General features: G+C 35.8%; 11 protein-coding genes. 6 read left to right on the top strand and 5 right to left on the bottom strand.

All coding sequences use genetic code 11. The features are described 5' to 3' along the window. Window positions 1-354: 354 nt before the first annotated feature. A complete protein-coding gene (locus ACIQ0C_RS10320; protein WP_403059468.1) occupies window positions 355-1,227 on the bottom strand; it encodes an SDR family NAD(P)-dependent oxidoreductase in 873 nt (290 codons plus the stop codon). Window positions 1,228-1,313: 86 nt separating this feature from the next. On the opposite strand from ACIQ0C_RS10320, the gene ACIQ0C_RS10325 reads away from it, so the two are divergent. The 3 genes from ACIQ0C_RS10325 to ACIQ0C_RS10335 all read left to right on the top strand — a co-directional run bounded on the left by ACIQ0C_RS10325 (window position 1,314) and on the right by ACIQ0C_RS10335 (window position 4,544). Beyond that, window positions 1,314-1,769, top strand: a complete 456-nt coding sequence (locus ACIQ0C_RS10325; protein ID WP_402844239.1) for a MarR family winged helix-turn-helix transcriptional regulator — start codon at window positions 1,314-1,316, stop codon at window positions 1,767-1,769. A 917-nt stretch (window positions 1,770-2,686) separates the two neighbouring features. Further along, window positions 2,687-3,853 carry an FAD-dependent oxidoreductase gene (locus tag ACIQ0C_RS10330; protein WP_403059471.1) on the top strand — a complete coding sequence of 389 codons (1,167 nt, stop codon included), beginning with the start codon at window positions 2,687-2,689 and terminating at the stop codon, window positions 3,851-3,853. A gap of 22 nt (window positions 3,854-3,875) precedes the next feature. Further along, window positions 3,876-4,544 carry a TetR/AcrR family transcriptional regulator gene (locus ACIQ0C_RS10335; protein WP_402838940.1) on the top strand — a complete coding sequence of 223 codons (669 nt, stop codon included), beginning with the start codon at window positions 3,876-3,878 and terminating at the stop codon, window positions 4,542-4,544. A gap of 449 nt (window positions 4,545-4,993) precedes the next feature. Here the strand turns inward: ACIQ0C_RS10335 and ACIQ0C_RS10340 are convergent, their stop codons facing one another. Next, entirely contained in the window at window positions 4,994-6,319 is a 1,326-nt protein-coding gene (locus ACIQ0C_RS10340) for an FAD-dependent oxidoreductase (RefSeq protein ID WP_402838913.1), read from the bottom strand. Window positions 6,320-7,732: 1,413 nt separating this feature from the next. Here ACIQ0C_RS10340 and ACIQ0C_RS10345 point away from each other — a divergent pair. Both ACIQ0C_RS10345 and ACIQ0C_RS10350 read left to right on the top strand, forming a co-directional pair. Beyond that, complete coding sequence (locus ACIQ0C_RS10345; RefSeq protein ID WP_403059474.1) at window positions 7,733-10,882, top strand: hybrid sensor histidine kinase/response regulator; 3,150 nt, start codon at window positions 7,733-7,735, stop codon at window positions 10,880-10,882. An 89-nt stretch (window positions 10,883-10,971) separates the two neighbouring features. Next, complete coding sequence (locus tag ACIQ0C_RS10350) at window positions 10,972-12,087, top strand: response regulator (RefSeq protein WP_403059477.1); 1,116 nt, start codon at window positions 10,972-10,974, stop codon at window positions 12,085-12,087. Window positions 12,088-12,104: 17 nt separating this feature from the next. On the opposite strand, the gene ACIQ0C_RS10355 is transcribed toward ACIQ0C_RS10350, so the two are convergent. The 3 genes from ACIQ0C_RS10355 to ACIQ0C_RS10365 form a co-directional block, all read right to left on the bottom strand. After that, entirely contained in the window at window positions 12,105-12,236 is a 132-nt protein-coding gene (locus ACIQ0C_RS10355) for an anti-repressor SinI family protein (RefSeq protein WP_402838907.1), read from the bottom strand. A gap of 875 nt (window positions 12,237-13,111) precedes the next feature. Continuing rightward, a complete protein-coding gene (locus ACIQ0C_RS10360; RefSeq protein ID WP_403059480.1) occupies window positions 13,112-13,909 on the bottom strand; it encodes a dihydrodipicolinate synthase family protein in 798 nt (265 codons plus the stop codon). A gap of 174 nt (window positions 13,910-14,083) precedes the next feature. Continuing rightward, window positions 14,084-14,608: a cupin domain-containing protein gene (locus tag ACIQ0C_RS10365; RefSeq protein WP_403059483.1), complete on the bottom strand. Its 525-nt coding sequence runs from the start codon at window positions 14,606-14,608 to the stop codon at window positions 14,084-14,086. A gap of 225 nt (window positions 14,609-14,833) precedes the next feature. On the opposite strand from ACIQ0C_RS10365, the gene ACIQ0C_RS10370 reads away from it, so the two are divergent. Then, window positions 14,834-15,748: a LysR family transcriptional regulator gene (locus ACIQ0C_RS10370; protein ID WP_403059486.1), complete on the top strand. Its 915-nt coding sequence runs from the start codon at window positions 14,834-14,836 to the stop codon at window positions 15,746-15,748. Window positions 15,749-15,854 lie beyond the last annotated feature (106 nt).

Below are 15,854 nucleotides of genomic sequence, written 5' to 3' on the forward strand. Positions count from 1 at the left end.
GTATAACTAAATAGCACAAAACTTTCCAAATACGGTTCATTGGAAGGTTATTTGGCATGCACAAATTTAGTATAGCATGAAATATTTTAAGTTTTAATTGAAAAATGTTGACTAACTATTAGCTGGTTTAGTTCCATAAGAAAAAGCTGCCTTAAAGACAGCTCCGATCTTCAGCTAAAGCACTCGTTAGTTAATTTTCATGGTAGCTTAATAAGAAAACATATTTTATTTCTGATTTAAACTTCTTAGGAATGTCTTGTTCATACGGCTCAACAAAACCTAATTGTTGATAAAACAACTACAAATTATCCCAATAAAAAGCCAATTAGAGAAAATCTATCATTAAAAATAGCTTCATTTTTTTGTGTAATCTAGTAATAATTCTTCTGTAATCTTCCACAAACTTTGCTGCATAAGCTTTTCATTTCCAGGATATACTGGTTCAATTTCAGCACCAGTTCCTACTGTAAAATATCTACCCGTAATATTTTTAAATTTTGGTTCAGTTGCTAGACGAACGATGAGGTCAGCACCCCTTTTAGGATTTCCGATGTTTAGAAGTTTCAATATTTTCCCTAATATTGTAGAAAACCAGAGATCTCTTCCTAGACCAGTATTATTGAAACCTGGATTCAGAGTGTTAGCAGTGACCTTAATATTAGATAACTGACGTGCAAGCTCATAGGTAAACATTATGTTTAAGAGTTTTGTTTTACCATAGACTTCTGATGATCCTTTAGCTGTAAAAGGAGAAGTATCAATCAAATCATCTGGCAATTTTAGCTTTCCATGATTACGTGATGATTCTGAAGCAACATTAATGATTTTTCCATTTTCTGCTTTTATTAAAGATTCCTTTAATAAATCTGTAAGTAACCAGGGTGTTAGGTAGTTTACAGCTATCATCTCCGCGAAACCTTCAGATGTAATTCTTTGTTCAAAACCGTGATTCCCTGCATTATTAATAAGTACATCAACCTTTGGATAGTTTTCTTTTATCTCAAGACCGATCCGTCGTGTATCTTTCATTAAGGACAGATCACCGAAATAGAAATCTACTTCAGTATCTGGTGAAACTCCTTTAATCAACCTTTCAGCAATTTTTGCTCGCTCTTCATTACGCGCAGTCAATACTAGTTTTGCACCAAGTTTTGCAATTTCAACTGCTGCAATCTGACCTATACCACTGGCAGCCCCGGTAATTACAACAATAGGATATCCAGACATTATTAACCCCCAATAAACTTGACATATAACAGGCAAACGAAATATATTTGATATATGTCAATTACTTTAAATAGAAGGAGATAACTATGAGTAATCACTCTGATGTTAGAAAAGAACTTGAACTAAATTTAGGTAAGCAACTTAACGCGTTGATAAGCGAAGCGCATGCACTTAATGTTAGAACTGCATCTATATTTGACGAAACATTACAGCCAGCAGCTTTTTTGATTGTTCGTTGGTTATACTCACATGGTCCTGCTAACGCAAGCACTTTAGCTGAATCAACCGCCATGGATCGAAGCTCTGTAAGTAGACTTATTGGTCAGCTAAAAAATCGAGGTTATGTTATGAGTGAACCTCACTCCACAGATCGTCGTGGTGTATTGTTGTCCTTGACCACACATGGTCATGAAAAAACTACAAAAGCAATAAGAGAAAAAGAATCTATCTTTTATGAAACTATCTCAGGTTTAACTAATTCTCAATTGAAAGAATATATTGAGATGCTTAAAAATCTTTCTATTCAGAAAAAAGAGGATTGATAAGATGAATGCCTCCTCCTGGACTCTAGTAGGAAGGTAGCTTAATATAGGGTTTATTTAAATTAAAGCATGGTACATTACTCTTCGATTTATATTATCTAGACTCTAGAACGCCCTCTACACCCCTTTCATTCATCCAGCGCAAGTTGTTTAGGTGTATCATTAATACCAGCACTCCGACCAATGCACGCTGCACTAATTCCTATTAAAATTAGTTTATACTAAACATTAAACATCTATCCTTGATAAACCTGCCCCTTTAGTTGAATAACGGTAAAGAAAAAGGGTTGCCTCAGCAACCTTTTTTCTTCTTCAATTCTTGCACCTTTTAGTTCAACAAGGAAAATAATGATTTCGTAAACAAATGGTTTTTTATTTTTCACTTCCACGAGACCATATTACCACTGGAATTAGTAATAGGTATAAAATTCCTCCAATAAATGATAATGTTAGATAACTTGAACCTGCCACAATCATTCCAGACAATGCTACGCCAGCAGCTCCTGACAACGCAATCAAAACATCCACTGTACCTTGTGTTTAGGTTTTTATTTTATGCCATTAGTGAATATCTAAGTAGGTAATTCTTGAGAAAGATTACATCCTTAAAAATAATCATCGAACCTCTTATTGCACTAACCTGCCCCGATAGTTCCATAAAGAAAAAGCTGCCTTAAAGACAGCTCTGATCTTCAGCTAACGCACCCGTTAGTTTAAGTACACTTCTTCACAAACTTATATTAGTTCGGAACAAAGATTTAAGAAAATAATTGATAAATCAGCTCTTTAGTTAGTAGAGAAACGCGAACTTAAAAAGTTACCACCAAATATAACGAACACTGTTCTTTACAAACACCGTTCGTTATATTATAAATAGAACAAGGCATTTAAAATTTAATTTATAGGAGTTGATAATTATGATAATGAAAACAAAAGAAATTCAGGAACAACGGATTGCTATTATAGGGGCAGGTCCAGGCGGCCTCACATTAGCTCGCATTTTACAGAAACATGGTGTAAAAACGGTCGTCTATGAAAGAGAAAAGTCTCCAACTAGCCGCCAACAAGGTGGTACATTAGACCTTCATGAGAATTCCGGACAATGGGCGTTAAAAGAAGCTGGCTTATTTGAAAAATTCCAAACGCTTGCTCGATATGAAGGAGAAGACTTTCGTCTTGTAGATAAATCGGGTAAAGTCTATTTGGATGAAGTTACAGATAAAAATAATGGAAAGCGTCCTGAAATCGATCGTGGAACACTTCGTGAGTTATTATTAGATTCTGTTGATTCAACTTGTATTCAATGGGGACATAAGTTGACACATGCCGTTCCTTTAGAAAATGGCATACATGAACTTCACTTTGAGAATGGGCATGTTGATACTGTTCATCTTGTGATAGCTGCCGATGGCGCTTTTTCACGTATTCGCCCTCTTGTAACGGATTCCGTACCTGAATATACTGGAATCAGCATGGTTGAGCTAAATATAAAAAATGTAGCAACCTCTCATCCAAGTATTGCTGAGCTCAATGGTCATGGAACATTCTTTGCCATCGCTGATCATAAAAGTATTTTTGCGCAGCTAAATGGAAATGGGAATATTCGTGTATATTTATCATTTAAAGTTGACCACAACTGGCTAGATACTTGTGAAATCCCGTTCAATGAACCTGATAAAGCTAAACAACAGCTGCTTCAATACTTTAATGATTGGGATGAGTCTCTAAAAGATTATATCCGATTTGCTGATGAAGCTATACTCCCAAGACGTATATATATGTTGCCTATTGGGCTTAAATGGATTCATAAACCAGGTGTCACTCTGATTGGCGATGCGGCACACTTAATGTCGCCTTTTGCCGGAAAAGGCGCAAACTTGGCAATGCGGGATGCTGCGGAATTGGCATTGTCAATTGTTAAGCATGAGAATGTTGATCAGGCGGTTCAGAGATACGAGAAAAAAATGTATGTGTATTCCTCCCAATCAGCCGAAGAGTCAGATTCGAACCTCAAGCTTTGTTTTTCAGATAATGCCGCAGTTAAATGGATGGATTTAATGAAACAATATAATGACACCATTTGATAAAGGAGATTGGAAAAGAATGATGAATAAATCAGAACGCACGATTATTAGCCGTCGTTCGCGGCCTGCTAAGGATCCATTAAGCAAAGATCTTATTGTGAGAACTGCGTTAGAAATTTTAAAGAACCAAGGTCTTTCTGGGCTGAGCATGCGTAAAATTGCCAAAGAGTTAGATACGGGTCCATCTTCTCTATATGTGTATGTTAAAAACGCTCAAGAGTTAAGAGCGTATGTGTTAGATTATGGACTCGAAAAGGTTGTCTTGTCAGATAGCCAAGGGCATTGGAAAGATGAGTTATTTGATGCACTAGAATCTTATCTAATGACTCTCTATGAATCACCAGGGATCGCTGAACTTGCTTTAACGACACTTCCAATAGGACCTAACTCATTAGCAATGATAGAATATATCCTTCAGCGTCTTCATGCGGGTGGAATTCATTCTACTTCAGCAGCGTGGGGAGTAGATCAACTATTTATCTATGCTACTTCAGTGGCATTCGAACAAGCTTCACGTAAACAGAATGGAACTGCGATGGATTCCCTTTACGTTTCTTACCAATCAGTGGATGCTAGGGAATATCCAATAATCTCTAGTTTAAAAGAGGAATTATTCTCGGGAGAACAAGAACGTTTTCGTTGGGGATTAGAGGTGATCCTGCAAGGAATATTACAAATGCAAAATAAATGAGAACACAGCACTTTATGAGGTGTATCTTTGTTTTATTTCTCCTATGCTATTGAACAAAACAGAGCACCCTTCGAGGACGAAGATATTATAAATTATCAATACCTAAATCGTAAAAAGCATTAAAAAATAAAGGGGGATACATATTAGTCTTGTGTAATATGTATCCTCCCTTTTCTTTCCTGTTCCACAATCACGCCCTATAATGAAATAACGAAAATAGAAACATGGATGCAAATGAGCTTATTTTTCTTCAACTAACACCCCCCGTTTGTTCAACAAGAAAATCTACAAGATTATTTAACAGTGTCTTTTTCATTAGAAAAAGACTCACAAACGAATCATGAGTCTTTTTTCTCGTATATTCTTAATAACTATTGTAAAAGCATTAGAAGAAAACGTTATTAAGTATTCAGAGATCTATAATTGTTACATCCTTTATAACAGGAGAATCATTCATGCCGCTGATTAGTAAGAATCGCGAATAGTACTTTTGGATGAAACAGATGGAGAGGGCTTCGGATAAGATTCATTACTCTGACTAATCGAATATATATTTCCGGCTCAGAAGCTGAAAGTTCATATACCCTTTTGCAGTACCACTGCTTGTATGGCTGAACAAAAGTTCGCTCCCCTTTAATTTCGGGATGACGAAGAACCTCTGTTGTCGCCATTTCCCAAGGAACGTCGATAATCTTAGAAATCTTCTTATGAAATCTTTGACCAAATCCCTTGTCAGCCCTCTTCGTTTGAAAAAGAGAAGATTGCAACTCTAAAGCTTGCACCGCAGCAACAGAAATTCCCTGTCCGAAAAGAGGGTCAAAACGGCAATGAGCATCACCAATGATTAAGAAACCTTCCGGAATGTTTTTTGCTAGATCAAAACGGCGTCGTACTTGATAAGGAACCCGATGTATTTTAATCTCGGAAAGAGGCTCTGCTCCCTCAAGAAATCGAAGAACATCAGGAACAGGAATTCTTTTTGCGTATGAGATAAATTCCTCATTTGTGTGTGGTGCATATGCATTAGCATACCCGCTGAACGTGACAGAGAATCGGTTTTCTTCAAGAGTTTGAATATAGGCACCGTAAGGGTTATCGGGAAAGCTCGGTGATATAAGGAGGTTTTGCCATTCGGGATGTTCTTGACTTTTAAGAGAATAAAGGCGTGTTGCATAAAACAATTGAATCTTAACTTTTTCTTCCTTCACTTTTACATCAAGTGCTTGTAGCCAATCTATACTCTTAGAGGCAGAACCGCTGGCATCCACTACAAAACTGGCATCCAGTTCTTCTGCGAGACCCGTCTTAAAGGAACGTACTCGGACTCCTAGAACGGTATGGTCATGCTTGTTTACTAACAGCTGTTCCGTTTTTGTTTCATATCGAGTAGTAATATTAGGAACTTCTTCAACCCGTCTTTGTAAATGCCATTCAAGCATAGGCCGGCTTTGCTGAATCAGGATAAACTCTCCAGAAAACCGTTGTTTCCAATAACCAAAATGGTGCCACTTCAGATCTTTTGTAAAATTAGTGACGATGCTGCCATCTTCTATTAATTGAGACACTATCCCCGGAAACAAAATCTCAATGGCTTCTTCTCCTCTTTTCAATAAAACGTGAGGGTGGTAGCTCTGAGGAACTCTTTTTCTAGGAACTTTTTCTTTACATTCTTGACCTGCTTCTATGATGATGACTTGCTGAAAAAAATGAGACAACGCTTTAGCAGCTAATTTACCGGCAATCCCCCCACCAATGACTACAGCCTTTTCCCGCATTTTACTCCTCCATTTTTATTTTATATTTACATGATTGAAGCATTCAGAAAACTTTTACTGTTTTGCTATTTTAAGCACGATCTTATTATAACTAAAAAACAAAAATAGGGGTAGAAAGATTAGCTATCACTTGGAACTGTTGATTCAACAGATTCGTTTGAAGTAGCGCCAGCGAATTTGCAAATCACCACATATATTTCCAGTTTGTGTTATGGAACTATCCTGCCCCGTTAGCGCCATATGAAAAAGCTGCCGTAAAGACAGCTCCGATCTTCAGCTAACGCACCCGTTAGCCATCCATGAAGCGCAAAAATCAGCGCTTCACCAAAGAGAATGAACATTGGTCTCTATGTCGATAATGTTTTAATGGCTGCGAAGAAGGTCGTTGAACTATGATGCCTTTGAGCCCATCCGTTAGTCTGACTCCGACGACCACGGTGTACCACCGACTGTCGCGCCCTTTATGGGCAGCACTCATGGGAGATTAATCCTTTTTTGGTCGTCGCGCTAGCCTTTACTTAATATGCTATGATTGGAGGTTTTTGTTTAACGATCTACCAAACTCAATCAGATTACTCATAAGGCTCAGCCTTTTTTTAAAAAGCGTTTTTACTGGGTCTATTTTGTTGTGAATTTTGAGCTTTTTTAATTTTCATGGGAGTTTAAGTAGTTTTTTCACAAACTTTTTAGTATTTCAGTTAATACAGGAATGCTGCTCCTTTAGTTCAACAAAAAAATGCACTTCTCCTTCTTGAATAAACGCACTCGTTTGTTTAAAAAACTGTGATCTCAAAAAAACAGTCTTTCACCATATGAATTAATTTTTGGGTATATTCTAATTCATAAGCATCAGTATCCTTATTGAAGTATTTCTCACTGAGCCCCTCCATTTGACGTATAAATATTTTTCTTCTGGTTCATCTATAAAAAATGACATTAGCAACTGTTCCTTTAATTGCACATGTGTTCCACTTCATACCATAGTGAGCGTCGACTTGTAACCAATCACTGGCTTTATATCCAGCTCCTTAAAGACAATCCTTTGTTGCATTCTCCATTAATAATGAGCGAACAGGATTACCTTTTAATCCGTCATATCCCCTAACTTCATCACGTCTCTTATCTTTTTTTGACTTTTCTCTATTTTTTTAATGGAAGTCGAGGACTTTCGTCTTGATATATAGAGTAAGTCCACTCTTCATTTTCCATTTTTGAACATTGGTCATTATTACAAGAAAAAAGATAGGTCTGCTTATCAGTACGAATACTTACCGCAAAATAATAGGGGATTACTGTCCCGTTGATAGTTCAAATTCCCTATTGATAAAATTAAGGATTACAGTCCATTAACTAAAATATTTATTATTCTCGTATTAATATTGCGAATTTTTTCCTATTATGGCAACCTATAGAATGAAGAATATATTTCATAACAGTAATCAAACAATTTGGTTAGCTATTCTAGGGAGAAAACCTATGTCTGTTAGAAAAATACTAACAATCGTTTTTGTTTTTATACTACTTCTTACAAGCCTCAGAGTCATTTGGTTCATCAAAAATTTACCACTCAATCAACCGTTTGTTGAGGAAGGTGTCTATGACTTAGTTCACTTTCCATTATCTGATAAATCCACCGTTGCCCTTGATGGCGAATGGTTATTTTATCCAAATATATTTGCTGTACCTAAAGAACTACCAGCAATGGACGAACAAAGCTTCATTCAAGTCCCACGCGGGTGGAAGGGGCTTTCCACTTTAACAAACGAAACTGAGCAAGTTGGAACTTACGAAATGCGGATCCATGTACAAGACGACGAAAAAAAGTACGGTTTAAAATTACACCGAATTTCAGACTCATTTATTCTATACGTAAATGGAGATAAGATCGAACAGCGAACTGCTTCCATTGACCCAATGAATCAGTCCTCTCTCGTTCCGACCATCATAACGGCGACACCCGATGAAACGGGATGGATTCATCTTGTAATTGCTGTTTCTTCCAGTGATGAAATCTATGATGGCGGGTTATTAAAATCGATTCGTTTCGGAACAGAAAGAGCTATTATCAGAGAACATTGGACACCATTGGCAATGCAGCTGATGGTGGCTTCAATCATGCTAGTTCACGGAATATATGCCTGTATTCTTTATTTTATTCGTCCAAAAAAAATCGAGCTTTTGTACTTTATGGTGGCCATGTTACTCTCCTCCCTATCCATTTTGGTTAGTGACGATCGCCTCATTCTTCAATGGGTACCATTAAATTATGAAATGTTTGTTAAGCTTGCATATCTGTCATACACAGGGCTCTCCGTTTTCTTCTTATTGTTTGTGAGGTATTTATTTACTAATTACAAAGGAAATCAAATGGTTCGATGGATTTCTGGCTTTTGCGGGGTGTATGGGCTTTTTATTGTTATGGCGCCGATCACATTGATACGGGAATGGTCAATATTACTACTATTTGTACTAGGAATACCGTTTACTGCCATTATATTGCTTATGTTTCAAGTAATCGTAAATAAAGTGAAGGATTCCCTCTTTTTACTGCTGGCCGCTATTAGCGTGGCTTCAAGCATCCTATGGTCGACCTTTGCTGGAAGAGTACACTCGCTCAATTTAGGGATTATTAGTATGATTGACCCTAACTTTTATCCAGTTGATTTAACCCTTGCACTTTTATTTTTTTCCACATTTTGGTTCATGCGATTCTTTCGCGCAAATGACAAAAATCATGAACTCGTGGATAAGCTCCAAAAGGAATATACTACAAAGGATCAATTTTTAGCCAATACTTCCCAAGAGCTTCGTAATCCTTTGCACGGGATGATCAATATGGCTCAAAGCATTATTGACCAAGATAGGTCACGACTTACTCCTCAAAGCAAACAAAAGCTTGAGCTTCTCATGGTCATCGGTCGGCGAATGTCCTATTTATTAAACGATTTAATTAATGTGACGAAAATTCAACAAAACAAAATCAACTTGAATAAACAAACGTTTGCCCTTCTACCTGCCATCAGAACTGTTGTTAATGTTCAAAGGATTATGATGGACTCGAAAAATCTTCACTTTCAACTAGTGATCCCTAAGGATTTCCCGCCTGTTTATACAGATGAAACCCACCTCAGGCAAATCATTTTCAATTTACTGAATATTTCGGTGAAATATTCAGAGAATGGTGTAATTATTATTAAAGCCGAGGTGAAAAACAATGAGGCGGTCATCCATATAAAGGATTCTGGAATCGGAATGGATGATGAAAAACTGAAGCGTGCTTTCCTTTCGTATGAGCTAGGGACAAAGGAGCGTTACGATGACCTAAGTGGGCTGGGGTTAGGGCTGAGTATTTGCCACAAATTAGTCTCTATGAATAACGGAACGCTAACCGTTAAATCCAACCTTTCAAAAGGTTCTATGTTCACTTTTACCTTGCCGCTCACACAGGATGATGAGGGAAAACAGGAAGAAAACGGTCTTGCTCCATCCACCAGCCAAGAAGACATGGTCCATCAAGAGTTAGCAATATCCGAAGATCCACTATCTACAAGGGATAAGCATGGTTATATCAAACCAAAAATTTTGGCTGTTGATGATGACCCAATGAATCTTCACGTTTTAAAAAACATTCTCTCAGGTGAAGAGTATTCAATTGAAATCGTAACAAGTGGTGAAGAAGTTTTAAAACGGTTGGACGAAGGTTGGGATCTCATTATTGCCGATGTTATGATGCCAAAAATGTCAGGCTACGAATTAACAAGAAAGATACGAGAGCACTTTTCTATTTCTGAACTTCCTGTTTTATTGCTAACAACTCAAAATAATCCTGAGGAAGTTTATACAGGGTTTCTAGTAGGAGCAAACGATTATCTAGTAAAACCAATAGATTCGCTAGAATTAAGAGTACGGATTGGCGTTGTTATCGACCTAAAGCATTCGATACAGGAACGATTAAGAATGGAAGGTGCTTGGTTGCAATCACAAATTCAGCCACATTTTCTTTTTAATACACTAAATTCAATTGCTGCACTAGGAGTTACTGATTCCTCTAGAATGCTTACTTTACTCGATGAATTCAGTAATTATTTACGCTTAAGTTTTGATTTTAATAATGCTGAACCGCTTGTTCCGTTATCGCATGAACTTTCGCTGGTCCAATCTTATTTATATATTGAAAAGGTAAGGTTTAATGAGCGTCTTACAATTAATTGGGAGCTTAACTACAGCGGTGAATGGATGATTCCACCTCTAACGATTCAACCGCTTGTCGAAAATGCAGTTAACCATGGTATTTTATCGAAGCCAGGAGGGGGTACTATCTCGATAAAACTATCAAAAGAAGCCCATGATTTAAAAGTTGAAATTTGTGATGATGGTAAAGGTATAAGTCCAGATATACAACAAAATCTGTTTACATATGTAAAGTCTGAACATAAAAAAGGAATAGGACTAATCAATGTCAATCGTCGTCTTGAGCAAATGTACAGGCAAGGATTAACAATTCAAAGTAAATTAAATCAAGGAACAACGATTACGTTTTTCATCCGAAAAGATAAGGGATAATCAATTTACTTATCTTTCGGTTTTTCCTCATTTTGTTTCTGATTATTTAAGCATTATGATATATATGACTAAAGGAGATAAGATATAGAATGATTAAGGCTATATTAGTTGATGATGAGATTCTAGCACTAGATTATTTAACAAATTTACTTCGGGCATTTCCTATAATTCATATTATCAATACATATACAGATAAAACTAGTATTCTAGAGGATATTCTGAGCCAAACCGTTGACGTTGTATTTTTAGATATTGAAATGGCTGATGGAAACGGCTTAGATTTTGCAGAAACTATTTATTCTTTATCTCCTTCTATTCAAATTGTTTTTGTAACTGCGTATGCTGAATATGCAATAAAAGCTTTTGAAATACATTCAATCGATTATTTATTAAAACCTGTTATGCCCAATCGATTAGCTAAGACCATACAGCGATTATCAGAAAAAATCATTGACAATAAAGTTGATCGAAAGTTGGAGAATCCGTCATTATATATTCAGTGCTTTTATGAATTCCAGGTGTTGAAAGATGGTGAACTACTCCATTTTAAAACTGCAAAAGTAAAGGAGTTATTTGCATATTTTGTAACCTTTATGAATACATACATTCCTCGTGACCGTATTATCGATAGCCTATGGCCAAATTATGATAGTAAAAAAGCAAAGATCAATCTCCATACCACCCTATCCTATTTACGAAAATTTTTGAGCGCAATTGGATATACAAATTGCATTAAATTTTCAGATCAGAGCTATATTTTATCAATGGATTCGATTCACTGCGATTTAACTATAATCAACGAGGCTGTTTTAAATATAGAAAAGGTTGACCAATCAAATATACTTCACATTGAGGAAGTACTAAAACTCTATTCCGGTTCATATATGGAATGGAACCGCTATGAATGGGCAAATGAAGTGGCACAAAAAACAGAAAATGACATTATTATTCTTTTGGAAAAAGTAATAGATTATTATAGTGACAATGACCGCTATAGAGCATTACATTATCTACATATTCAAAGAAAGCTATCACCATACTCGGATAGAAATATTGAGCAAACAATGCAACTTCTCATTCAAAAAGGAAATCATGTTGAAGCAATGAAAATATATAATGATTATGAACAATTGCTCTCGGAAGATCTAGGAATTGGTCCCGGAGAACGTCTAGCTACACTTTATCAGTCTTTACTAATAGGATAACCGTTTCCATAGTTTTTTTATCTTTCCACATTATTAAATGATTGTATAAAATCCCTTATTTCATCTATACTCACACCTAATTCCTTTGCTTCAATTATTAAAGAAATCCATTCTTCATCTAATTGATTTTTTTTACAGGTATCATTCATATTCTACATTCCCCCTAAATATGTTAATTCATTTTATCGTTTATCTCTTAAAAATCTCTTAAATGAAGAAAGACAAATCCACAATGGACTGCCGTTAATCAATATTAGTAATAGTTTTTAGCTTCACTAAGTTCATACTCTCGATTCCCTTCGGTTAATTAATCTTAAGGGTTTTTGTTTTGTTATTATAAAATTAAACATTTTTTACCTATATGGTTTAGGCTCCCGCTAAATTGAAAAGTAATATTCCTGGTATGGAGATATATCTTAGAGTGTTACACAGACCGACCAATAACACCATTAAGACAAAAAGAGAAGTAAAATTTATTATACTTTTCATCATACACCTCCATACTAACAGGTACATTACTTCAATAAGGAAGTTGCTTAGGCAGCTCTTTTTTTCTCATGGAGCTAATGAAGCAGGATAGTTAAAGATAAGCTGGAACTATTTTGAAATATAAACGTCTACTTGTTTGAATTGCTCCATACTCCCAGCTAGATGGAATTCTGTGACGTCTGTCACCCATTTTTCATTGGACTTTGCGGCCTTGAAATCACGTGCTAGAATGTTGGGCGCAATCTTGCCGATTTTCCCTTTGAATCAAGGTAAAGTTAAAAGGCATGAGCCCGGTAGATTACCGGGTTCATGCCCTCAAGGCTGCCTAAGTAAATAAAGTGTCTAACTTTTTGGGTTCACTTCATACTCAGCACTTTTAAAGGAAATGCTTCTCTAATCAAAGCATTCCCTCTATTTTTAATCACAATGTTTTTCTAAATGAATAGCACCATTTGTCATAATCTACTTTCTCTTCATAAAAACGATGAGCATTGACACTTTAATTAAATGGAGCTATTCTATGGACTTTCTACTGTTAGTTAATAGGAGAACGACAAGCTCCCACCTTTATACCTAAAGAATTATAGTGATTTTTTATGTTTATAATGGCTTGGCCACTTGTAACTTCATTAATTAATTCGTTTATCTTCCAAAGATCCACTGGTTTATTCATTAATAAGTCATTAAAAATTTGTCTGATTTCTTTTGGATAAACATTTCCTACCATACTAGAAAGTCCGTTACATCCATTCTTTATCTTTTCTATAAGGTTTACATCTCCACCAGCGAACATGATGAAATTATCTGGTAAATCAGTATTATGGTGACGTTTGGCATCACTTTCTTCTTTAAGTCCTACTAGGTTGGCGTGTTTCTGGTTAATAAGTGCCCTTAATGATTCAGCACTCAGCTCAAATCCTGTGCGGAAAGGGTTATTATAAAGGACAACGTTTTTAGTTGTATGTTGTATCAGTTCATTTATATAAGAAATAGCTTGTTGTTGCGTCGGCTGAATGTAAGGTGGAAACTGAATTAGAATAGAACTAAAAACAGATTCCTTAAGCTTTTTAATCAACTTTATTGCATCTCTAGTCCTTGTGACTGATACACCAAACATCAGTTCAACATTTTCAAAATTTTCTTGATTAAAATAATCAATAATTTGGATACGCTCGTCAAGGCTCATTGAATTTTGTTCGCCTGTCGTAGCAGAAACAAGAAGTGAATCTACTTCGTTATCTGTTAAATGTTTAATGATGTGATTGAATCCTTCTAAATATAAGCTCTCATCATCATGAAAGGGAGTCGGAATAGCAACATTAAAATTTTTCATCAGTTATATCCTCCAGTATTTTTACATAGCAAGAACTTATTTGTACATAAAGTCAAATACTAAATCCCTTCAGAACATTTATTTAAGGGATTTTTGAATGACGAAATTATTCTGTGTATATGTTGTTTAAAGTTTAGTTACATTCTTAGAGGCAAAAGTATTAACTAATATTTTCTAGTTATTCTTTGTTTGTTTGACTATGTGACGAGGTGTACTACCCACCGGCTCTTCTAAAAACCAAGTGCCCAATGAAGTAAGTACCGGTACGTCTTGAAACGTGTAAAGAATAGCATCCTCCGTTTGTGAAGTATTGCAATGCTCATGAGCAGACCAAGGAGGAGCTAAGAATAGATCACCTTTTTCCCATTCAATCTTTTCTCCATCCACGATACTATAACCCTCGCCCTGAAATACTAGATTGAGAGCTACATTAGTATGACGATGAGCTTTATTATGCTCACCAGGTTTAAAAATTTGGACGACTACGTTCATAGTTGATGAAGTTCCATACGTATCCCCTGTATCATTATGAATGAGTGACAATGTTCCACGGCCACTTTCAAGAAAGTCTTCCGATACAGATTGATTGAGTAATGGATAAATGTCTTTCCATTTCCATGAACATGCTCGAACGGCATGCTTCCTACTCTTTTTTAAAAACTCACTGTAGTTGATAATCTCTGTTCTTTGACTACTCATCCTATCACCCTCCACAAAATTTTCAATTTAAAGAATTTATACTTATAATCTAAGACAGTTCAATCAATAGTACAATTCAATTATTTATATAATAACCATAGGTTTAACCTATGATAAAATGTGTAATATCCTAGACTGTTTATAGGATTCCTATTGAAATCCTGTTAATGAATTTGCGAAATGAAAATGCAGGAAATATTACCGTTTAAATCAGGAGGCTTTAGAATGGAGTTAAGACAACTTGAATATTTTTACGCTGTGTGCCAAGAACTACATTTTACAAGAGCAGCAGAAAAGGTAGGGATTTCTCAACCTTCTTTAAGCCAACAAATTCGTTTATTAGAACATGAAATTGGCACACCACTATTCGATCGCATTGGTAAAAAGACGGCTCTTACAGAATCTGGGGAATTACTCTTGAAGTATACACGTAACATTTTTCATGAACTGGAACAGGCAAAAATCTCAATAGATGAACTAAATGGTCTTCAAAGAGGAACCATTTCTATAGGCACCGTGTTAACTGTTGAAAATTACCTTATTCCGCCCACATTACGCACTTTTCATCATTTGTATCCTGCTGTTAAGATATCTGTGTTTGGATTACGTACTGGGGATATTCTAAAACAACTATTAGAAAATAAATTGGATATAGGCATTGTTTTTCTACCTATGAAAGGGGATGAATTAAAAACTGTATCTTTATATACAGAGGAAATGGCGTTTGCAGTGCCTGTTGGACACCCGTTAGAGAATCAAAATACGTTAGGTATAGAAGTCTTACAAACAACACCTTCCATCTTACTTCCTGAGCAATATTTTATTAGACAGCTTATAAATAATGCTTGTAAAGATGTGGGGTTTATTCCCGCGCCAATCTTTGAAATTACAACCATGCAATCTTTAATTAATATGGTTATTGAGAGCGTCGGGTTGACTATATTGCCGAGACCTTACTTAGAATACCTTAACCATCCTCGTATTAGAATTATTCCCATTCATAACGCCAATCTTACTCGAGATATAGGAATAATCTATAGGAAAGATAAATACTTGAGTGCTGCGACGAGTATTTTTATTAATAAGTTAAGAGAGACTTCACTCCATTTGGTTCAGAATTCTAAGGAAGACACTGATTAAACAATCCCTCCATGTTATTAATTATTAAACTCTTAATAATATAGGGTGGATATAAAAGAAAAAAGGTACAATCCTTAAAACTCAAAGGGTTGTACCTTTTTAACAT

The sequence above is a fragment of the Peribacillus sp. NPDC096448 genome (genome assembly GCF_044762675.1).
Lineage (GTDB): Bacteria > Bacillota > Bacilli > Bacillales > DSM-1321 > Peribacillus > Peribacillus frigoritolerans_B.